Source organism: Deinococcus sp. YIM 134068, assembly GCF_036543075.1.
In the GTDB taxonomy this organism is placed as follows: Bacteria; Deinococcota; Deinococci; order Deinococcales; family Deinococcaceae; genus Deinococcus; species Deinococcus lichenicola.
Map to the genome: position 1 here is coordinate 232,132 of NZ_JAZHPF010000003.1, position 19,680 is coordinate 251,811.

Consider the following 19,680-nt stretch of genomic DNA (forward strand, 5'->3'; position numbering starts at 1 on the left):
CACGCGGGCGGGGGCTGCTCTCCTTCCTGGTCGCTCAGCGGGCGGGGTTGATCGTCACCTGGGCGTCGCGCTGCACGTTGTAGGTGCTGACGAAGGTGCGGTAGCCGGGGGCGATCAGGACGACCTCGCGGCCACCACGGGCGACCGTGACGTTCAGGGTGCCGCCGCGAATGATGCCGACCTCCTGGCCGTCCACGAAGACGCGTGCTCCCTCCACGCGGCTGCGGATGGCGAGGGTGTACTGGCCGCTCGCCACGACGGGCGCGGGGGTGGTCGCCACGGTCTGCGCGAACTCCACGTTCAGGTTGGTGGTGCTGCCCGCGCGCACGGCGACGGTCGTGGTGTAGTCGCGGAAGCCGGGGGCCTGCACGCGCACCGGGTACGAGCCGGGCTGGAGGCCGCTGAAGGTGGTGTTCGCGCTGCCCAGGCGGCGACCGTTGAGGATCACGGTGGCGTTGGGGACGTTGGTGCCCACGAACAGGTTGCCCGTCTGCACCGGGGTCTGCGCCACGACGGAGAAGAACGCGGTGTCGCTGATCCAGCTATTTTGCGGCAGGGGATTCACGACGATGCTCAGGGCCTGCGCGAGCTGCTGCTGGCCGCGCGGGGTCACGGTGGCGAAGCTGTCCTGCCCGGTCTTGAAGGCGCTGATCTGGTCGAGGTTGAGCTGCGTCAGGCTGGCGAGCGCGAGCACCTTGTTCAGCCCCACGTCCTCGCCCACCGTGAAGGTGAAGTTGGCCCCGGTCGCCGGGAAGGTGGTGGTGGTGTTCGCCTTGACGAAGTTGCCCTCGTTCAGGCGGTTGGGCAGAATCTGCGTGACCTCGCCGTTGGCATCCACGTTGAACAGGTACACGTAGGCGTCACGGTTGACGGACGTGGAGAGGCGGATGTTCTCGCCCACGCGGTAGGTGGGGTTGGAGCTGCCGCTCTGGTCCTTGTCCACCCGCACGCTCACGCTCAGGTCGGGCTGCACGGGGTTGACGATGATGCTCTGCGCGCTGATCCGGGGAGCTGCCACCGCCGTACCGAGCAGCATCGCGGCGGGAATCATCAGAAGCTTGTTCATGGGTACCTCCGACACAGAGCCTACGGGCCACCGCTTGACGGGCCATGAGCAGGACCGTTCGGAATGTTAATTGGGCTTCAGCCCACCGTCAGGAAGGTGATGCGCGGCTGACACAGTGTTTTTTCGCATAGAAGTTGGGCAGGGATGGACGAGTTCGGGAAGGAGGATTTCACTCTCATCGGCCTTCCCACCAGTTTGAATGAGACCTGAGACCCGGACCCGTCTCGTTAGCGGCTGGTCGCTGGCCGCCCCGTCTCAGCGAATCAGCCGCGCCGGTTCCACGTTCGCCGCCCGCCGCGCCGGTATGAGGGCGGCGAGGAGGGTGGTCCCCAAGCCCACCGCGTTTACCCACAGCAGATCGCCCACGCGCACCTCCACGGGGAGCGCCGTGATGAAGTACAGGTCGCCGGGAAGCTGGAAGGGCCGCGCGGTGAAATACGCGCTGATGCCGAGGCCGAGCAGGTTGCCGAGGAGCAGGCCGCCGAGGCCGAGCGCCGCTCCCTCCAGCAGAAAGGTGCGCGTGATCATCCCGCGCGTGGCCCCGATGGCGCGCAGGATGGCGATCTCCTGCGTCTTCTCGAACACGGCGAGCGTGAGGACGTTGGCGATCCCGAACGCCGCCACGATCACGATCAGGAACACGACGAAGCCGATCACCCGCTTCTGGAGGGCGAGCTGGTCGAGCAGCGTGCCGTACAGACCCTGCCACGGAATCGCCGAGTAGGGCCGGGTGCGCGTCAGGCTGTCCCCCACTCCCGGCGCGGCGTCCGGGTCGCGCAGGCGGAGCTGGTAGCCCGTGACGTTGCGGGTGCCCTGCACGGTCTGGAGAGTGCCGAGGCTGGTGAAGGCGTACCCGGAGTCGATCAGGTAGTTCCCGGTGGTGAAGACGCCCTTCACGCGGAGGGTCGCCCGGCGCTGGGTGCTGTTCAGCAGGCGCACCTCGTCGCCCGTGAAGGCCCCCACGCTGCGGGCGAGGGCCGCACCGAGCAGCACCTCGCCCTCCCCCAGCCCGCGCAGGAGCGCCCCCTCCTCCGGCGTGAGTTGCAGCACCCGCGCCGCGTCGGGCGTCACGCCGAAGAGGGTGGTGAAGTCCACCCCGGCCCGCCGCCCCTCTCCTGCCGGACGGGTGAGCAGGCCCTTGTCGCCCAGGAAGGGGGTGAAGGCCGTCACCTGCGGGTTGGCGCGTATCTCGGCCTCCAGCGCGGCGTCCCGTGCGGAGGGAGTGAAGGCCGTCAGGCTGAGGTGGGGGCTGGCCCGGAGTGTGGCGTCCACGAGCGCCCGCGTGAAGCCGTTCGTGAGGCTCAGCGCGGCGATGAGGACCATCACGCCGACCGCGATGCCCAGCACGGTCAGGACGTTCTGGGTGCGCCTGCGGCTGAGGTGGGCGCGGGCCAGGGTCCAGGCGAGATCGGGGGGAGTGGAGGCCACGTCCGGGGAGGATAACAGAGGGCTGTGAGCGGTCAGCCGTCAGCCGTCAGCCGTCAAAAAGAACGAGGCGTGGGCCGACCCGTCCGGGCTTGCCCACGCTTACAAGCTCGGCCCGTGTTCAGCGCACGGCGGTGATCCGCACCTGTCGGGCACCGAAGCGGATAGCCTGCGTCCGACTCGCCATCCAGATGTCCACGCTGCCCACCTTGCGCGCGGCCATCGTGTCCTCCACGGAGAAGACCTGACCCCGCAGGAGGTTGCCCGTGCGCCCGCTCAGGTCCTCGATGGTGATCTTGCTGCCGTAGGGAAATGTCCGCAGCAGGTCGCGGCTGAGGGCCACCACGCCGTTACGGACGCGGGTGCCCGTCGCCGTGATGAAGGGCGTGCTGTCGGTCTGGCCGGGGGTGCTGTTGTACGCCGTGGCCCGCGCCACGACGCTGCGGCCCGTACGGCGACCCACCGCCACCGTCTGCGCCTGCTGGGCCTGGGCCTGCTCCACCGCGCGGGTGCGGGCCTGCTGCGCCGCCTGGGCCTGCGCGCGGGCGATCTGGGCACTCCGCACCTGCGCGGCAGTGGGCTGCGTCGTCGCCGTCTCCGTCGTCGCCGCCTGGGCGGGCCTGACGGGAGGCTGGACAGCCTGAACCGGGGCCGGGCGCGCGGGGGCGGGCACCACGGCGGTCAGGGCGTCCCGCACCGCCTCCTCGGCGAGCGTGGCGGCGGGAAGGGCGGGCAGGGCACCGGCCAGGCCGGAGAGGCCGAGCACGAGAAGGGGTGCCCAGCACTTGTTTTTTTGCGACATGCGTCTCCTCCGAACGCTCCAGAGGAAACGTCCGATCTATTCGGGTGTGAATTGAAGTTCCAGCTTTAGCAGCCGTCCTTCACTGAGAGCCAGACTAAGAGACGGATGTGAGGGGCGATTTGAATCTCGCCTCCCTCAGCTCATCTGAGAGACTCGTCATTCCCTTCCCCCCACCAACAGGCCAGGGGTTCGAGTCGCTCTGGGCGTCTGCTCGCCAGATGAGGACACTTCTAATACTTTAATTTATATTCTCATCCTCTAGGTTGCCTTTGGGGCCGTGGGGAGAGCAGAACGGGGTCGAGACTCATCAGAAGAGGCTCAAAGAGTGATGTGAGTTAGATTTCCTCATTCCTTCTGAGACAATGGGGGAACTGGCCCCCTCCATCATGGGAACCAGTCTGAGCGGCTTCTCATCTCTCTCTTACTTCTCGTTCTCCGTCTTCTTCTTGTCGGGTTTGGGGGCGGAGGCCCAACGGGAGAGGATTTCGGAGGCCACGTCACGGTAGATGGGGGCGGCGAGCTGGGAGCCGTGGTGGTTGAGCTTGGCCCCGTGGACCATGACGGCGACGGTGACGCGGGGGGCGTCGGCGGGGAAGAAGCCCGCGAACACGCTGTCGTAGAGGTCGCTGCGGTAACCCTGGGCACCCGCCGAGACCTGTGAGGTGCCCGTCTTCCCCGCGAGCGCGTAGCCCTTGAGGCCCGCCTGGTGGGGAATGCCCTCCTCGATGACGGCCTGCAGCATCGTGCGGGTGGTGCGGGCGGTCTCGGGGCGCAGGACCTCGCGGCGCTCGCCCGCCGGTTCGCCGTCCACGAGGCGGGGCGAGACGTACAGGCCGTCGTTGGCGACGCTGTTGTAGGCGGCGGCGAGCTGGAGGGTGGTGCTGCTCATGCCCTGGCCGAAGGCGTTCGTGACGCGCACGAGATCGTCCCACTTCCGCAGGGGCTGGAGGCGGCCCGTGCTCGTCATGACGGTGGGAAGGTCCACGTAGTCGCCGAAGCCGTAGCGGCTGAGGTAGCCGCGCATGTCCTCCGGCCCGAAGCGTTCGACGATATGGCTCATGCCCACGTTGCTGCTGTAGCGCAGCACCTGCCGGGTGGTGAGACTCTTGGGGTGGTCCACCGCGTCGTGGATGGTGCTGCCCCAGCGGCCCCCCACGAAGCGGCGCATGGGCGTCTGGTAGAGCGTGCCCGGCGAGGTCAGCCCCTCGTTCAGGGCCGCCGCCACGACCAGCCCCTTGACGGTCGATCCCGGCTCGAACACGTCGAGGAAGGGACGGTTGCGCCGGGCGGCCTGGCTGTACTTGCGCCAGTGGTTCGGGTTGAAGGGCGGGTAGCTCGCGGCGGCGAGGACGCGGCCCGTGCGGGTCTCCAGCACGACGACCGAGCCGTACTCGCCCTTGTGCTTGGGAATGGCGGTCGCCAGGGCGGTCTCGGCGGCGGCCTGCACGCCGGGGTCGAGGGTGAGGCGCAGGTCCTGGCCCGCCGCGAGGGAGCGGTCGTAGGCGTACTCCAGCCCCTCCAGCCCCTCGGTGGCCCCCAGCATCCCGACGACCTGCCCGGCGAGCTGACCCTGGGGGTAGACCCGCCTGCCGTTCACGCTGCGGGCGAGCACACTGCCGTCGGCGGCGGTGATCGTGCCGCGTGACTGCACGGCACCGCGCCTCACGCCCTGCGGCACGCCCCATTCGAGCTGCGCGTAGGCCCACACCAGCGTCAGGAACAGCACGAGCGCGATGAGCTGCATGAAGCGGGAACGGGAACGAATCTTCACCTCCATGCGGTCCTCACCTCCAGGGTGGTCTGTGCGGGCAGGGGGGCGGGGGCGGGCACCCCGGTCAGGGCGGCGGTCGTCTTGGGAGCCTCGGCGAAGCGGCGCATCCCGTTCTTCGCCGCCCACGCGCGCACCCGCTGCGGGTTGCCGAGGGCCTGCACCCGCAGTTCGAGGTCGTCGCGCTCGGTGGTCAGCATGGCCTCGCGCTTCTGGGCGTCGCGCAGGTCAGGCCGCACGTCCTGGGTCAGGAAGCGCGCGGCGACGAGCGTCAGGGCGAGCACGAGGTACAGGCCCACGTAGCGCACCGCCCGCGCCCGCCACGTTCCGGCGCTGAGGTCAATCCGGGCGGCGGTCATGACGTCCCCTCCGGCCCGGTGGATCGAGGGGGCATCTTCTCAGCGGCGCGCAGCTTCGCGCTCCGGGCGCGCGGGTTGCGGGCCTGCTCCTCCTCGCCCGCCTCCACGGGCCGCTTCGTCAGCGGCGTGAGGGTGGACGAGCCGCGCAGGAACCGCTTCACGATGCGGTCCTCGAGCGAGTGAAAGGAGATGACGGCGAGGCGGCCCCCCGGCGCGAGCAGGTCCTCGGCGGCCCCCAGCCCGTCGCGCAGGGCACCGAGTTCGTCGTTGACGTGGATGCGGAGTGCCTGGAAGGTCCGCCGGGCCGGGTGGATGCCCTTCGAGAAACCGGGGTACGCCCGCTTGACGATCTCGGCGAGGCGGACGGTGGAGGTGATGGGCGAATCGGCGCGGGCCTGCCCGATGGCGCGGGCGATGCGGCGCGAGTGGCGGTCCTCGCCGTACTCGTAGATGATCGCGGCGAGGTCCTCTTCGGGGTACGTGTTCACCACGTCGGCGGCGCTCTCCCCGCTCTGGCTCATCCGCATGTCGAGCGGCGCGTCGGTGTGGTAGGAAAAGCCGCGCCCCGCATCGTCGAGCTGGAAGCTGCTCACCCCGATGTCGAGGAGCACGCCGTCCACCCGCGTCACGCCGAGGGGGGCGAGCAGGGCGCGCAGGTCGCGGTAGTTGCCCTCCAGGGCGGTCAGGCCGGGGAGGTTGGCGGCGCGGACGCGGTTCAGGGCGTAGGGGTCCTGATCGATGCCGATGACGGTGGCCCCGGCCTCCAGCAGCAGCCGGGTGTGGCCGCCGCCGCCGAGGGTGCCGTCCACGAGGACGCGGCCAGGGGCGGGAGCCAGGGCCTCCATGACCTCGGTGGCGAGGACGGGGACGTGGGAGAGGGAGTCGGGTGGGGGAACGTCGGGATTGGGAAGGCCGTTGGGGGCGATATTCATGGTGGTCACGCCGTTCTTGTCGCTTACGCCACGAAGTTGGCGAGAAGGTCGGGTTGGGGGGGGTCCTGCTGCACGGCGGCGATGGCCGCCTCCCAGCGGGCCGGACTCCACAGCTCCAGGCGTCCGGGGGCACCCGCCACGATCACGTCGCTCTCCAGCGCGGCAAAGGTCCGCAGCGTCTGCGGCACCGACACGCGGCTCTGGTTGTCGAGCCGAGCCTTGCTCGCGCCCGAGTAGAAAAAGCGCACGAACGCCCGCGACGAAGCGTCCGTGAGCGGAAGGCTCTCCAGTTGCGTCTCCACCCGCCGCCAACTGGCAAGCGGGAAAACGTACAGGCAACCCTCCATGCCGCGCGTGAGAATCATCCCGTCCTCGACGAACTCCCGGAACGGCGGCGGCATCACCACGCGCCCCTTGTCGTCTAAGGTGTAGGGATACTCTCCGAATGGCACCTTCTCCTCAGTTCCCACACGCCACCCACCGGTGGGGCCGGGGACGGCGCGGGCAGGACAGCCCGATCAAGCGTCGTGGACGCATCTCCTGGACTGTGAACGAAGCTTAACAGTCCCCCCCACGAATTACCACCGATTCCCACTTTCGTCTCCTTCAGCCCCCCACTTCCGGCGAGCTTCCCCACCGCGCGGCTGAGCTACCGTCACTCATTTTTGTCGGAAATTACACTCCGGGCGCACGTCATCCCTGCCACTGAAGAGGCATCGACCCTCTGGACGGTGATTCGCCCGCCTTTTCGGTCGCGCCCGCCCCCTGCTCCCCCGTGAGGTCCCCCTTGAACAAGCTCCGCACGCTCGCCCTGCTGACCACCGCCTCCTTGTTGATCACTGCCTGCACCGGCGGACAGACCCCCGGCGACACCTCCGGCGTGGCGACCGTCGAGGTCACGGTGCCCGCCAGCACCAATTTGCGGCTCAACAGCACGGCGACCTTCAGCGCCGTTACGAAGGCCGCCGACGGCACCGTCGTCACCGGCAAGACCCTCACCTGGAAATCCTCCAATCCCGATGTCGCCTCCGTCGATGCCAATGGCGTCGTCACCGCCAGACGCTTCGGCTCGGCCACCATCAGCGCCAGCGTGGGCAGCGTGACGGGCAACAAGACGGCGACGCTCCGCACCTACGGGGTGGAAGCCTTCCTGGGCATCCGCGATGGGGGCGAGGACACTGCCGTGCTGCTGCGCTACCGCACGGCCACGGGAGCCAAGCCCACCGCCGACAAGCTCACCTTCACCGTCACCGGCCCCCCCGGCTGGAACGGCGGCCAGCCCGTGCCGCTGGAGGTCTCCAAGTCCACCTACTTCTCCCGGAACGACGGCGCGGACGCCCACTGGTTCCAGTTCGGGTGGACCAAGGCCGGCAACATCGCGGCGGTGGTCGGGGACTACAAGGTGGAGTACCAGGTGGACGGCGAGACGTGGAGTTCGACGGCCAAGATCAGTAGCCTGACCAACTCCTCGAAGACGCCGACGGGGATCGCCGTCACCGGCTACGGGGCTTCGACCGTGACGGCGACATGGGACGACGTGCTGCCCGGCGGGAGCTATCAGGCGGAGGTGCTGGGGTTCTACCCGGTGGTGTACACGAGTGAGAGTAAGGGGACGCTGAACGCGGTGGGCCTCTCGGCGGGGCAGGCGTTCAACGTGGGCATTCACGCGCTGAGCCTGGACGTGGACCCCTCGGCCCTGGAGACCAAGCCCCTCTCCGGCCAGTTCGATGTCCGCTTCAACACGGCGGCCTTCACGAAGCCGGGCACCTCGGCAAATGCCGCCCGAGTCATGCCGCTGGGCGACTCGATCACCGACGGGTTCAATATCCCCGGCGGCTACCGCATCCCGCTGTACTCCAAACTCTCTACTCGCGTGCCCAGGCCCGATCTCGTCGGCTCGCAGCAGAACGGCCCGACCACCCTGGGCGACCGCGACCACGAGGGCTACAGCGGCAAGCGCATCGACGAGATCGCGGCGGGGGTAAACGGCTGGCTCGATGCCCAGCAGCCCGACACCGTGATGCTGATGATCGGCACCAACGACATGATTCAGGGCTACGACGTGGCGAACGCGCCCGCCCGACTGGGGGCGCTGCTCGACCAGATGAGCGCTCGCCGCCCGAACACGCGCATCCTCGTCGCCTCGCTGCCGCCGCTCGCCGACGCGACGCACAACGCGCGGGTGCAGGCGTACAACGCCGCCCTGCCCGCCGTGGTCCAGGCGCGGGCCAACGCGGGCAAGAAGGTGACGCTGGTGAACGCCGCCTCCGCGCTGACCACCGCCGACCTCGCCGACGGCGTGCATCCCAACGAGGGTGGGTACGGCAAGCTGGCGAACGTGTGGTACGACGCGCTGGTAGGGACGCCGGACGCACTCACACCACAGGGCGCAGCCAGCCGACCGCTTCCGGCGACCAACCAGCCCCTCCACATCCCGACGGTGCGTTGACCGACGCTTGAGGGAGCAGACCAGGACTTCGCCCCATGACGGGCGGAGTCTTTCTCTTTTGGGGACAAATCCCCACCCGCCCTCCCCGTAGCTTGGACCGATGCGGAACTTCAACCCTACCCTTGCCGGGGCCGTCCTCGCGGCGGTCGGTGTGGCGCTCGGCGCGTTCGGTGCCCACGCCCTGCGGACGCGGCTCGATCCGGCCACGCTCGCCAACTTCGAGACGGGCGTGCGCTATCAGATGTACGCGGCCCTCGCCCTCCTCGCCCTGGGCACGCAGCCGGGCCAGCGCCGGGCACCCGTCCTGCTCCTCGCCGGGGCCGTGGTCTTCAGCGGCACCCTCTACGTCCTCGCCCTGACAGGTCAGCGTTGGCTGGGAGCCGTCACACCCATCGGCGGAGTGCTGCTGATCGCCGGGTTCGTGGTGGCGGCGCTGGATGCGAGGAGAGCAGACGGCATGCGCTGAAAGCCTTTTCCCACAACCTACACCTCACCTCCCACAACCAAGCCGCCACCCACGATTTCTGCGGGTGGCGGCTCGTTTCTGGCACGGGGAGGCGGTAAGCCGGGTTCTGTCCCCCACTCTCGCGGGGGCACGGTCATCTCTCTGGGACGCACGTCGCCGCGCGCCTCAAGCGACCATCCTGGCGGTCGGTGGGGCGGGCCGCCCCTCGCGCACTGTCGGGTCTTGCACCGGATGGGGTTTGCCAGCGCCCCCGGTCTCCTGGGGGCCTGGTGCGCTCTTACCGCACCGTTTCACCCTGACCACCCCCGCCCGCGCCGGGGCTGCACGTCTCTCGACGCCTGGGGATGGCAGACTCGTTTCTGTGGCACTGTCCTTCGGCTTCGCCGCCTCCCGCGCGCTGTGGCGCTCGCGCGGGCGCTTGACTCGCCGACCAGCCGTTAGCTGGCATCCTGCCCTGCGGTGCCCGGACTTTCCTCACCCTGTCACCAGGGCGCGACCGTGAGCCTCCCCGCGTGGGGCAGGTTATCAGGTTGTGGGGTGTGGGCTGGAGGGTGTGGGGAAACCTAAAGTTGCCCTCCTGCCTCACAGCCCACACCCTCCTACTCCCACCGTCCCAGCGTCTCCCGCTCGGCCCGCTCCCGCAGGCGGCGGGGCACGTCGGCGGGGTTCAGGAGGTCGTGGAGGTCACGCTCCTTGAGTTCGCGGTACTCGCCGGGGTCGAGGTCGCCGAGCCACAGGCCGCCCACCCGGTAGCGCAGCAGGCGCGTGACGGGGTGGCCGAGCGCCTCCAGCATCCGGCGCACCTGACGGTTGCGGCCCTCCCCGAGCGTGACGAGGGCACCGCCGGGGGCGGGACGGGCATCCAGCGCGCGGGCGGGACCGTCATCCAGCTCTATACCGTCGAGGAGAGCCTGCATCTCGTCGGCGGTCGGGTCGCCCGGTCCCGCCGTCCACGCGCGGTACGCCTTCTCGTGGCCGTAGCGCGGGTGGGTGAGGGTGAGGGTGAGGTCGCCGTCGGTGGTGAGGAGGAGCAGCCCCTCGGAGTCGCGGTCCAGCCGACCGACCGGGTGCAGGCCGGGCACGGGAGGCATGGCGGAGAGGACGTTGCGCCGCCCATACTCGTCGCGGGCGGTGGTGACGTACCCGGCGGGCTTGTGCAGCAGGAAGGTAATGCGCTCCAGGGCGGCGGTCTCCACGAGCGAGCCGTCCACCCGCACCTCGTCGGCGGGCGTGACGGTGCGGCCCAGCGTGGCGACCTCGCCGTTCACGGTCACGCGGCCCGCCGTGATCAGCTCCTCGGCGGCGCGGCGGGAGGCGACCCCGGCCCGCGCGAGACGCTTTTGCAGACGCTCGCCCCCACCGCTCATATCCGGCTCCGCCCGGACGGCAGGGCGAGCAGCCCCGCCACCGCGAGCAATGTCAGCAGTCCCGCGAGCGCCAGCATCCCGAGGCGCACGGGGGCGGGCAGCGTGTCCGCGAGCCGCAGGGCGGGCGGCACGAGCGCGGCGACGGTGAGCAGGTTTCCGGCGGCGAGGGCGAAGACCGCCGTCCCATCCGACCGCGCCCCCCCCACGAGCAGGAACGCGCCCCACGCGGCGATCAGCCCGCCCGCCACCCGCGCGAGCCACAGCGGCGAGACCCCCAGCACGGTCGCCGCCGTCGGGGGGAGGAAATACAGGAACAGCCCGACTGGCAAGAACACCAGCGCCGTCAACCAGAACGCGGCCCGCAACACGCCCGCTAGTGTACGCGAGGGCAGCCAGGAATTAGCTTTCAGTGGGAGGGGGCGCGGCCCGTGGTCGTTCGCCCCTGCTACCCTGCCTCCCATGCCGGTGATCGCCGTGGACAAACCGCTGGGCCTGACCTCTCACGACGTGGTGAACCGGGCGCGGCGGGCGCGGGGCACGCGGCGGATCGGGCACACGGGCACCCTCGATCCCCTCGCCACGGGCGTGCTCGTCCTGTGCGTGGACGACTCCACCAAGCTCGTGCAGTTCATGGAGGCCGACGGCAAGGACTACCTCGCGTGGATCGCCCTCGGCGGCGCGTCGCCCACGTTGGACGCGGAGGGACCGCTCGGGGAGGTCGTGCCCTTCTCTCCCCCGAGAGAAGAGGAGCTGCGGGCCGTGCTGGCAGGTTTCGTCGGCCCGCAGGCGCAGGTGCCGCCGCAGTACAGCGCCGTGCAGGTGGGTGGGAAGCGGGCGTATGCGGTCGCGCGGGCCGGGGGTGAACTGGAGTTGCCCGCCCGGAACGTCGTCATTCACTCGCTGGAGTTGCTCGGCGTGTACGGCTCCCTGGAGGACGCCCCCCGCACCTTCGCCCGGCATTCGGAAGGTTGGGCACCCGACCCGGACGGACGCGCCTTCACGCTGCCGCCGCCGCTGGGCCGCTTTCCCACCCTCCTCGTGCGGGCGAGCGTGGGGAGCGGAACCTACCTGCGCTCGCTCGCGCGGGACGTGGGGGCGGCGCTCGGCGTGCCCGCCCACCTCGCCGGGCTGGTCCGCACGCGCGTGGGCCGCTACGACCTCGCGGACGCGGTGGCCGTGGAGGACCTCGCCGGGGCGGAGGGCGTGCCCGACCTCGCCGCCCTCGACTTCCCACACATCGAGGCGGACGAGCGGCTGGCCCGCGAATTACGGCAGGGCAAGCGGCCCCGGCACCCGGCGACGGGGCGGCACGTCGTCACGCTGAACGGCGACCTCGTGGCGGTGGTGGACGGGGACGGGGAACAGGTGCGGGTGGTGCGGGCGTGGGCATAAGGTGGCCTGAAGTTCCACCTTCGCTCTCCGGCTCTACTTCGTCAACTCCACCACGACCTCATACAGCTTGCCCTTGCCTTTCACTCGCAACCCGGTCCCAACGATGCTCGACCCGATGCGGGTATCCCTGACCACGTGAATATCATGCCTCGTGAATCCGAAGTGCCCGGCCACATGGGTGAACACTTCGTCCACGGGGAGATTGATGCCCTTCACAATGGAATTTCCGACGACAATAAGTGCCTTAGAGCCGGGTCTAAGTACCTCATGGGTCTTTTGCAAGAACCGGTAGGTGTCATTGAAATACTCGGTGGCGTAGTTCGCCCACCCCTGCCCGCCGTACACACCACGATCTGTCTGGGTCCCAGCCAACTGCGCCGTGAGGTCTTGCAGCCATGGGGACTCGAAGATCAAGGCTGTTCGGTACCTGGCGTCGCGCACGGTCTGCCAGTATTTGCCGTAGTTGTCGAGTTCCAGGTAACGCAGGTCTTTGGGCTTCGAGGCAAAGCCAAGCCAGTACAGGTGAGGGCGCGTGTTTCGCAGGTAGTGATAATTGTTGAGGTAGGGCGGCGAAGTCACGATCAGATCGACGCTATTGGCCGCAAGGTCCGAGCGCATAAACGAGCCTTGGTACACCTGTGCGGTCTGGCCGTCCAGCGGCACTCCCTGAGCGGCCACGAGGTCGCCATGCATCTCCATCAGCTTGTCGCGCATCGTTTGGGCCACATCGGCGTCTTCTATCTGAGGCTTGCCCGCAGCGGCCCGTGACCCTAACGACGGCTCGTACGAGTAATTAGAGTACGAGACCATCGTGGCCCCAAAAGCCACCCGGAACAGGTCGCGGAGGTCCTCGTCCCCGAGGGCGTAGATGAAGTCCCACACACGCAGCACTTTGACCAGGACACGTTCGCTGTAGAAGGGCGTGCGGGAAGTGAAGCCCGGCGGGACCGTGCTTCTGGGGGGTCGGTCCGCAGCCATGTGCACCCCAAAGGCCTCAACCTGTGCTAGAAGCTCACCCGGCCTCACTCCCCGCAGGGCTTTCAGCTTGGCCCGCTGCACGAGGACGGGAAAGGGATTGATGTCGTAGGAGACGACGGAATGGCCGCGCAAGAAGGCAGTGAGGGGAGCTGTTCCCACGCCGCCGAAGGGATCGAGGACCACCTGGTCCGGGGCGGGTTCGGGCAGGTGCAGCTCCAGGGCGTGCTGTACGAACTCCGAGGAGAACCCGGCGATCCAGTTCACCCAGCGGTGCACAGCAAGCGTCTTGTTCGATGCGAACGCCGTGTCTTTGTAAGCCGACTTCTCGTTGGGCAGCTCAAGCAAGACGGGCTGACTCACGCGGAACGTTCCAAGTGGGCAGGATTGGCGCAGTAGATTCCACCACGGCGGCCCCGTGGCTGCTCTAGCAGATGGACGTGGCCGAGAAGAACAAGTCGTCGCAGCGCGAGGTGGGCGGCCTTCCGGCTGAGGGCCAGCGCCCCCGCAAGACTTCCAGCGCTGTACTCCCCTTCGCCCTGCAAGGAGATGTAGAGAAACACCAGCTTCTCAGTACAGGTTAATGTCCGGGGAAAATGCATCGCCCCAACGGTAGCATCCACGCTGGAACTACACAAATTTAGAAGTGTAGGCGCGGGAAGTACGAAAGGGGAGGGCGTAGACGCCAGGACGTAGGTTGAGGACGTGATTCGCAAGTTCGTCGTGCCCGAGAACCTGGAGGCCGACCTCCTGGCGTTCTATGAGGCGCAGGAGGTCTACCCTCTTCGTCATTTGGAGCAGATGCGGGGGGAACTCGGGCTGTTACTCGGGGCATACGCTCTGTTCTACACCGGGCCATTCGACCTGTACGCTCCCGTTGTCGCGGCCAACCAGCAGGGCTTCATTCAGCCCCTTTACATCGGGAAGGCCGTGCCCAAGGGGGACCGCACTGGGGAAAGCGCGAAGAAGGCCGTTTTGGAGAACAGTTTGCACAAGCGGCTATACGAGCACACCCGCTCGATCAGTCAAGCTGAGAATCTCGACGTAGCGGACTTCTCCTTCAGGGTGGTTCCAACCACACTGCACCTCTCGGCCTGGGTAGAAAGCGTCCTGATCAGCCAGTTCGTTCCGGCATGGAATCGTCACATCGACGGTTTCGGCAACCACGACCCCGGCAGCGGGCGCTACAACCAAAGGCGCTCGGTGTGGGACCAGATTCACCCAGGCCGCTCGTGGGCAAGCCGGATGGCGAACCTCGCCCTCTACGATTTGGCCGAGTTGCGGGAGCGCATTAGTGCTCGCCACCATGCACGGGAGGTCAGGCTGGAGGAAGACCTAGAGCAGATGTCGGAGCAGTAGGTTCGAGGCACGCCCCAGCGTCCTCAGTACCCCGCCGCCACCTCCACCCGCACCGCCCCCACTCCCTCCAGCCCCCCCGCCAGCGTGACGAGCAGTTCGTCCTTCAACGCGGGCGCGATGAACTGGATGCCGACGGGCAGCCGTACCCCGTCCACTACCTCGAATCCGGCGGGGACGCTCAGGGCTGGGAGGCCCGCGAGGTTGATCGCCACCGTGTCCACGTCGGCGGCGTACATGGCGAGGGGGTCGCTCGTCTTCTCGCCGCGCCGGAAGGCGGGAAAGGGGCTGGTGGGTGTCACGAGCACGTCCACGCTGGCGAAGGCACGGGCGAAGTCCTGCGCGATGAGACGGCGCACCCGCATGGCTTTGGAGTAGTAAGCGTCGTAGTAGCCGCTGCTCAGCGCATAGGTGCCCAGGAGGATGCGGCGCTTGACCTCCGGGCCGAAACCCTGCTCACGCGCCCTGGTCATACTGCCCGTCACGTCGGGGGCGGGGGCACGCTCGCCGTACACCATGCCGTCGTAGCGGGCGAGGTTGCTGCTCGCCTCGGGCATGGCGATGAGGTAGTAGGCGGCGATGGCGTGGCGGACGGAGGGGATACTTAGCTCAGTCACGGTCGCGCCCGCGCTCCGCAGGGCGGCCAGCGTCTCCCCCAGCACGGCGTCCACTCCGGGCGTGTTGCCGCTCAGGCTCTCGCGGACGACGCCCACGCGCAGCCCACGCAGGTCGTCCGGCGTCCCCGCCCCGAAGGCGGGCGGCGCGTCCAGGCTCGTCGCGTCGCGGGGGTCGTGTCCGGCGATCACGTTCATCAGGAGGGCGAGGTCCTCTGCCGTTCGCGCGAAGGGGCCGATCTGGTCGAGGCTGCTCGCGTAGGCCACGAGACCGTAACGGCTCACCCGTCCGTAGGTGGGCTTCAGGCCGTACACACCCGTGAAGGCGGCGGGCTGACGCACGCTGCCCCCGGTATCGCTCCCGAGGCTGACGGGCGTGACGTTTGCGGCGACGGCCACGGCGCTCCCGCCGCTGCTGCCGCCCGGCACGCGCTCCCGGTCCCAGGGGTTGAGGGTCGGGCCGGAGGCGCTGCTCTCGGTGCTGGACCCCATCGCAAACTCGTCCATGTTCGCCTTGCCGATGATCACGGCCCCCGCCGCCGTCAGGCGCTCCACGGCGGTCGCGTCGTAGGGGGAGACGTAGTTCGCCAGAATGCGGCTCCCGCAGGTCGTGCGCGTGCCCGCCACGTTGAGGTTGTCCTTCACGACGACGGGCACGCCCGCGAGGGGCAGGCTCTCCCCCGCCTCCAGCCGGGCCTGCACCCGCGCGGCCCCCTCCTCAGCCCGGTCGTTCAGGCTGATCAGGGCGTTGAGACCGCGAACGGCCCCGGCGCGGGCACGGGCGGCGTCCAGGAGGGCCTGCGGGGTCGTTTCACGCGCCCTCACGGCGCGGGCGAGGTCGGTCGCGGTGGGCGGGGCATCCGGCATGGCGTCCAGTGTAGCCGCCCCTCTTCAAGAGGCGTGGGGCGTGGTTCTCGTCCCCGTTCAGCTCAAGCGGAGCGCGGTGGTTGAAGTCTTCCGCCCACCCCGGTATGGCGTCCGAGTCACCCCAACTCCCGCCCTACCCCCGCTCGGCGGGCCGGACGAGGACGCTCTCCCCGGCGCGCAGGCGCGAGCGCAGCAGCAGTTCGGGCGGCAACAGCAGCCGCACGCCGAGGTTCGCCCCCCCGCGAACGGGCAGCGTGACGACCTGCCCGGCGGCGTCCCGAACCGCGATGTGGGAGACGTGCCGGGCCGACCCCTCCCGCCAGCGGTCCCAGATCGTGCCGTCCACGACCGCCGTGCCGTGGACCTCCCGCGTCAGCGTGACGGTCAGGCGGGCGAGGCGGGTCTCGCGGCGGGCGAGCAGGCCGAGCCGCAGCAGGGTGGCGATCAAGCGCCGCGCAGGGGCGTCACCCGCGAGTTCGGCCAGGGGACGGCCCGCCTCGATCTGCCGCAGGAGGCTCTGCTCCGGGAGGCTCCAGCGCATCGCCGCCACCCGCTCCGGGGACGTGACGCGCGCGGGGCCGCCGAACTCCAGTTCGGGGATGGGCAGGGCACCCAGGGCCTCCACGATGAGTTCGTCCACGCCCACATCGAGCCGGGCACCGGGATGCGTCAGCCCCTCGTCGAAGTGGAAGCGGCCACGGGGATCACGCAGCAGCCGCACGAGCGCGGCGGCACCCAACTCGGGTCCGAAGCGCAGATGACGCACGTGCCCGCGCTCCAGCCAGACCTGGAAGGTCCCCTCCGGGTGTTCGACCCTGAGCGCCCCCGTGCGGCCCTGCCCGCCGAGGAGGGACAGCAGCTCGATGGGATCGAAGGTTTCGAGGTTGGTGGTGTTCAGCATGGGAAGTGGGGCCATGAAACGGAGAGGCCCCATTCCACAGACGCCCTGTTCTCGCACGGTCCCCGCCCACATGCAAGCGGGCCGAGGGGAGGGGGATGGGGGGTAGGACCCCCGGCGGGGAGCGTGTGTGGAAGTGGATGACCAGGGGAACGCACGCGCTGCTCCGGGGACGCCCTGCCCGTCCTTCTGGACGACGAACACGCCCCACGGCTCAACCCGTCACTCACCCCAGGCGTTTGAGGCGCAAAAGAAATGGCTCCACGTCCTCGCGGGATCGTTCAGGAGACTGGGGAAGAGGCCTCCTCCCCTCCATGTTCCCCTACCCGCGCAGCAGGTGGGAGAAGTCCGCGCCGTCCAGGGGTGGAAGCTCGTTCAGGCCGGTCAGGCCGAATTCCAGCAGGAATTTCTCGGTGGTGCCGTAGAGCAGAGGCTGGCCGACGGCGGGGCTGCGGCCCACGACCTTCACGAGTTCGCGCTCCTGAAGGGTGACGACCGTGCCCGCGCTGCCGCCGCGCATCGCCTCGATCTCCGCGCGGGTGATGGGCTGGCGGTAGGCGACGACCGCGAGGACCTCCAGCGCGGCGGCGCTCAGCGTGGGCAGCGGCGGCGGCGCGAGCAGGGGCGCGAGGTGCGCGGCCAGCCCCGGCGGCACGACGAGGCGGTAGCCCCCCGCCACCGCCTCCACCGTGAAGCCCAGGCCCGCGCCCTCCAGCACGGCCCCGAACTCGTCAAGCGCGCGGGCGGCGGCCTCCTCGGGCAGCCCCAGCAACCCGGCCACCTCGCGCCGGGTGACGGGCCGTCCGGCGGCGAGCAGGGCCGCGCCGATCAGGGCATGGGGGGTGGGCGGAGGACTCATTCGCACCCCAGCCCTGTTCTCAAACGACGCCGCCAACTCTTCGCGCGGCCTGGGGGAGCCGAGAAGTCAGGCACGAGGTCGGACGACCCCCTCCTCACAATTTCCCTCCGTGAAGCCTCAACCGCTCCCGCACCGCCTCCGAGGGGAGGGCACCCTCGCGCAGCACCTCCAGCCTCCCACCGTCCGGCCACACGCGCACGACGGTGCTCGCCCGACCCGACGCCGCAACCCCGCCGTCCGGCAGCAGGAAATCCGCGAGGCCGGACGCCCGCGCCTGCTCGGGGGTGCGCGCGGCCTCCTCCCCGCTGCGGTTGAGGCTGGTCGTGGCGAGGGTACCCCCGCAGGCGCACAGCAGGGCGAGCGCGACCGGGTGGTCCGGCACCCGCACCCCCACCCAGCCGTCCGGGGCAAGGTCAGGCGGACAGGCCGCGCTGGCGGGCAGCACAAGCGTGAGGGGACCGGGCCACAGCCCCGCCACGGCGTCGAAGACCGCGCCGCCCAGCGTGAGGGCACGCGCCGCCCCCACATCCACGCACGAGAGCTGCACGGGTTTGCCCGCCTCGCGGCCCTTGCGGACGTACAGGAGTTCGGACGCCTCCGGCCTGACGGCGAGACCCCAGACCGTCTCGGTGGGGTAGCCGACCACACCGCCCGAGGCGATGACCCCGGCGGCCCGTGCAATTTCGTGAGTCCAGTCCATCCCCAAGCCGCCGCTTCCTGCCTGTGCGCCCGGCCTGTAAGGGGAGCGCAAGACGGGCCTGACTATACTCGCGCCCATGCCGGTCTACGAATATCGCGTCCGGGACCGTTCCGGGAAGAGCATGAAGTCCCAGATGGAGGCCGAGTCCCTCGCCCAGGTGCGTGACGCCCTGCGGGCGAAAAACCTCCTCATCCTGGAGATCAAGGCTCCCAAAACCGGTCTGAGCGCCGACGTGAAGATTCCCGGCCTGGGCGACCGTCCCCCGAACCTCAAGCAGGTGGCCGTGTTTTCCAAGCAGCTCGCCACCCTGATCAACGCGGGCGTGCCGCTCGTGCAGTCGCTCGCCATCCTCCAGCGCCAGATCGAGAGCAAGGCCTTTCAGGGCATCATCAAGGGAATGCGCGCGGACGTGGAGGCGGGCACGCCGCTGAGCGAGGCGCTGCTCAAGCATCCCAAAGTCTTCAACCGCCTGTACATCAACCTCGTCAAGGCGGGCGAGACGAGTGGGACGCTGGACAGCATCCTCGAGCGCATCGCCGCCTTTCAGGAAAAGGAACTCGCCCTGCGCGGCAAGCTCAAGAGCGCGCTGACGTACCCGGTGGTCGTGCTCGTGTTCGCCATCGGGATCACGTACTTCCTGCTCACGACCATCGTGCCGCAGTTCGCGGGGATTCTGGAGCAGCTCAACGCGCCGCTCCCCATGATCACCAAGATTCTGATGGCCGTCTCGGACTTCCTGAAGAACTCCGGCCTGCTGATCTTCGTCTTCGTCGGCGTTGTGGTCGCCCTCTACCGCTGGTATTACAAGAGACCGAGTGGCCGGGTGGTCATCGACCGCATCAAGCTGCGGCTGCCCGTCTTCGGGAACCTGCTGCAAAAGAGCGCCATCAGCTCCTTCGCGCGCACCTTCGGCCTCCTGATCAGCTCCGGCGTGAACATCATCGAGAGCCTGGAGATCACGAAGGGCACGGCGAACAACGCCATCGTGGAGGAGACCATCGAGAACGCCAAGAACGTGGTGATGGTGGGCGACCCCATGAGCGCGAGCCTCGCCACGAGTAAGGTCTTCCCGCCGATGGTGGTGAGCATGGTCTCCATCGGCGAGGAGACCGGCTCGCTCGACACCATGCTCGGCAAGGTGGGCGACTTCTACGACCGCGAGGTGGACGAGGCCGTGGACAGCCTCACCGCCGCCATCGAACCCCTGATGATCGTTTTTCTCGGTGGCATCGTCGGCGTGATCGTGGCGGGCATGTTCCTGCCGATGTTCAGCATCATCGGGCAGCTCAGCCAGTAGGCCCGGCCAGTCGCGGAGGGCACTCCGAGACACGCGGCAGAGGCCGAAATGTGCCTCCCGCCCCTCACTTCACGCGGAAGGGTTCCCC

Annotated in this window: 19 protein-coding genes and 1 other RNA gene; 5 read left to right on the forward strand and 15 right to left on the reverse strand. The window is 69.1% G+C overall.

From position 1 onward, the window contains the following. Nucleotides 1–34 precede the first annotated feature (34 nt). From V3W47_RS05445 to mraZ, 7 genes are all read right to left on the reverse strand, one after another. Nucleotides 35–1,066 carry a PEGA domain-containing protein gene (locus V3W47_RS05445; protein WP_331824167.1) on the reverse strand — a complete coding sequence of 344 codons (1,032 nt, stop codon included), beginning with the start codon at nt 1,064–1,066 and terminating at the stop codon, nt 35–37. A 255-nt stretch (nt 1,067–1,321) separates the two neighbouring features. Beyond that, nucleotides 1,322–2,494: an FtsX-like permease family protein gene (locus tag V3W47_RS05450; RefSeq protein ID WP_331824168.1), complete on the reverse strand. Its 1,173-nt coding sequence runs from the start codon at nt 2,492–2,494 to the stop codon at nt 1,322–1,324. A gap of 118 nt (nt 2,495–2,612) precedes the next feature. Next, entirely contained in the window at nt 2,613–3,293 is a 681-nt protein-coding gene (locus tag V3W47_RS05455; RefSeq protein ID WP_331824169.1) for an RlpA-like double-psi beta-barrel domain-containing protein, read from the reverse strand. A 421-nt stretch (nt 3,294–3,714) separates the two neighbouring features. Further along, on the reverse strand, nt 3,715–5,070 hold the full coding sequence (locus V3W47_RS05460; RefSeq protein ID WP_331824170.1) for a peptidoglycan D,D-transpeptidase FtsI family protein: 1,356 nt from the start codon (nt 5,068–5,070) through the stop codon (nt 3,715–3,717). Further along, complete coding sequence (locus V3W47_RS05465; RefSeq protein ID WP_331824171.1) at nt 5,061–5,420, reverse strand: FtsB/FtsL family cell division protein; 360 nt, start codon at nt 5,418–5,420, stop codon at nt 5,061–5,063. Before V3W47_RS05465 ends, V3W47_RS05460 begins: the two co-directional genes overlap by 10 nt. Beyond that, the gene (rsmH, locus tag V3W47_RS05470) at nt 5,417–6,352 is read right to left on the reverse strand and encodes a 16S rRNA (cytosine(1402)-N(4))-methyltransferase RsmH (RefSeq protein WP_331824219.1); all 936 of its coding nucleotides are present in this window, start codon (nt 6,350–6,352) and stop codon (nt 5,417–5,419) included. The genes V3W47_RS05465 and rsmH overlap by 4 nt, the downstream gene beginning before the upstream one ends. 23 nt (nt 6,353–6,375) lie before the next feature. Then, nucleotides 6,376–6,804, reverse strand: a complete 429-nt coding sequence (gene mraZ / locus V3W47_RS05475; RefSeq protein WP_331824172.1) for a division/cell wall cluster transcriptional repressor MraZ — start codon at nt 6,802–6,804, stop codon at nt 6,376–6,378. Between the two features lie 335 nt (nt 6,805–7,139). Between mraZ and V3W47_RS05480 the strand changes: the two genes are divergently transcribed. Both V3W47_RS05480 and V3W47_RS05485 read left to right on the forward strand, forming a co-directional pair. Next, the gene (locus tag V3W47_RS05480; RefSeq protein WP_331824173.1) at nt 7,140–8,801 is read left to right on the forward strand and encodes a GDSL-type esterase/lipase family protein; all 1,662 of its coding nucleotides are present in this window, start codon (nt 7,140–7,142) and stop codon (nt 8,799–8,801) included. A 100-nt stretch (nt 8,802–8,901) separates the two neighbouring features. After that, on the forward strand, nt 8,902–9,267 hold the full coding sequence (locus V3W47_RS05485; RefSeq protein ID WP_331824174.1) for a DUF423 domain-containing protein: 366 nt from the start codon (nt 8,902–8,904) through the stop codon (nt 9,265–9,267). A 79-nt stretch (nt 9,268–9,346) separates the two neighbouring features. Here V3W47_RS05485 and rnpB read toward each other — a convergent pair. The 3 genes from rnpB to V3W47_RS05500 all read right to left on the reverse strand — a co-directional run bounded on the left by rnpB (nt 9,347) and on the right by V3W47_RS05500 (nt 11,002). Beyond that, nucleotides 9,347–9,779, reverse strand: an RNA gene (gene rnpB / locus V3W47_RS05490) — RNase P RNA component class A. Nucleotides 9,780–9,866: 87 nt separating this feature from the next. Beyond that, nucleotides 9,867–10,634 (reverse strand): pseudouridine synthase, encoded by a 768-nt coding sequence (locus V3W47_RS05495; RefSeq protein WP_331824175.1) that lies wholly within the window; start codon nt 10,632–10,634, stop codon nt 9,867–9,869. After that, nucleotides 10,631–11,002, reverse strand: a complete 372-nt coding sequence (locus V3W47_RS05500) for a hypothetical protein (protein ID WP_331824176.1) — start codon at nt 11,000–11,002, stop codon at nt 10,631–10,633. The genes V3W47_RS05495 and V3W47_RS05500 overlap by 4 nt, the downstream gene beginning before the upstream one ends. 91 nt (nt 11,003–11,093) lie before the next feature. On the opposite strand from V3W47_RS05500, the gene truB reads away from it, so the two are divergent. After that, nucleotides 11,094–12,026 (forward strand): tRNA pseudouridine(55) synthase TruB, encoded by a 933-nt coding sequence (truB, locus tag V3W47_RS05505; protein ID WP_331824177.1) that lies wholly within the window; start codon nt 11,094–11,096, stop codon nt 12,024–12,026. Nucleotides 12,027–12,059: 33 nt separating this feature from the next. Here the strand turns inward: truB and V3W47_RS05510 are convergent, their stop codons facing one another. Next, a complete protein-coding gene (locus V3W47_RS05510) occupies nt 12,060–13,364 on the reverse strand; it encodes a site-specific DNA-methyltransferase (protein ID WP_331824178.1) in 1,305 nt (434 codons plus the stop codon). A 342-nt stretch (nt 13,365–13,706) separates the two neighbouring features. Between V3W47_RS05510 and V3W47_RS05515 the strand changes: the two genes are divergently transcribed. Continuing rightward, nucleotides 13,707–14,360, forward strand: a complete 654-nt coding sequence (locus V3W47_RS05515; protein WP_331824179.1) for an Eco29kI family restriction endonuclease — start codon at nt 13,707–13,709, stop codon at nt 14,358–14,360. Nucleotides 14,361–14,383: 23 nt separating this feature from the next. Here V3W47_RS05515 and gatA read toward each other — a convergent pair whose 3' ends face one another. From gatA to V3W47_RS05535, 4 genes are all read right to left on the reverse strand, one after another. Then, entirely contained in the window at nt 14,384–15,838 is a 1,455-nt protein-coding gene (gene gatA, locus V3W47_RS05520) for an Asp-tRNA(Asn)/Glu-tRNA(Gln) amidotransferase subunit GatA (RefSeq protein WP_331824180.1), read from the reverse strand. A 133-nt stretch (nt 15,839–15,971) separates the two neighbouring features. Further along, nucleotides 15,972–16,754 carry a DUF4388 domain-containing protein gene (locus tag V3W47_RS05525; RefSeq protein ID WP_331824181.1) on the reverse strand — a complete coding sequence of 261 codons (783 nt, stop codon included), beginning with the start codon at nt 16,752–16,754 and terminating at the stop codon, nt 15,972–15,974. 304 nt (nt 16,755–17,058) lie between these two features. Beyond that, nucleotides 17,059–17,595 carry an SMC-Scp complex subunit ScpB gene (gene scpB, locus V3W47_RS05530; protein WP_331824182.1) on the reverse strand — a complete coding sequence of 179 codons (537 nt, stop codon included), beginning with the start codon at nt 17,593–17,595 and terminating at the stop codon, nt 17,059–17,061. Nucleotides 17,596–17,689: 94 nt separating this feature from the next. Next, entirely contained in the window at nt 17,690–18,295 is a 606-nt protein-coding gene (locus tag V3W47_RS05535; protein ID WP_331824183.1) for an L-threonylcarbamoyladenylate synthase, read from the reverse strand. A gap of 76 nt (nt 18,296–18,371) precedes the next feature. Between V3W47_RS05535 and pilC the strand changes: the two genes are divergently transcribed. Further along, the gene (gene pilC / locus V3W47_RS05540; RefSeq protein WP_331824184.1) at nt 18,372–19,592 is read left to right on the forward strand and encodes a type IV pilus assembly protein PilC; all 1,221 of its coding nucleotides are present in this window, start codon (nt 18,372–18,374) and stop codon (nt 19,590–19,592) included. The last annotated feature ends 88 nt before the right edge of the window (nt 19,593–19,680 follow it).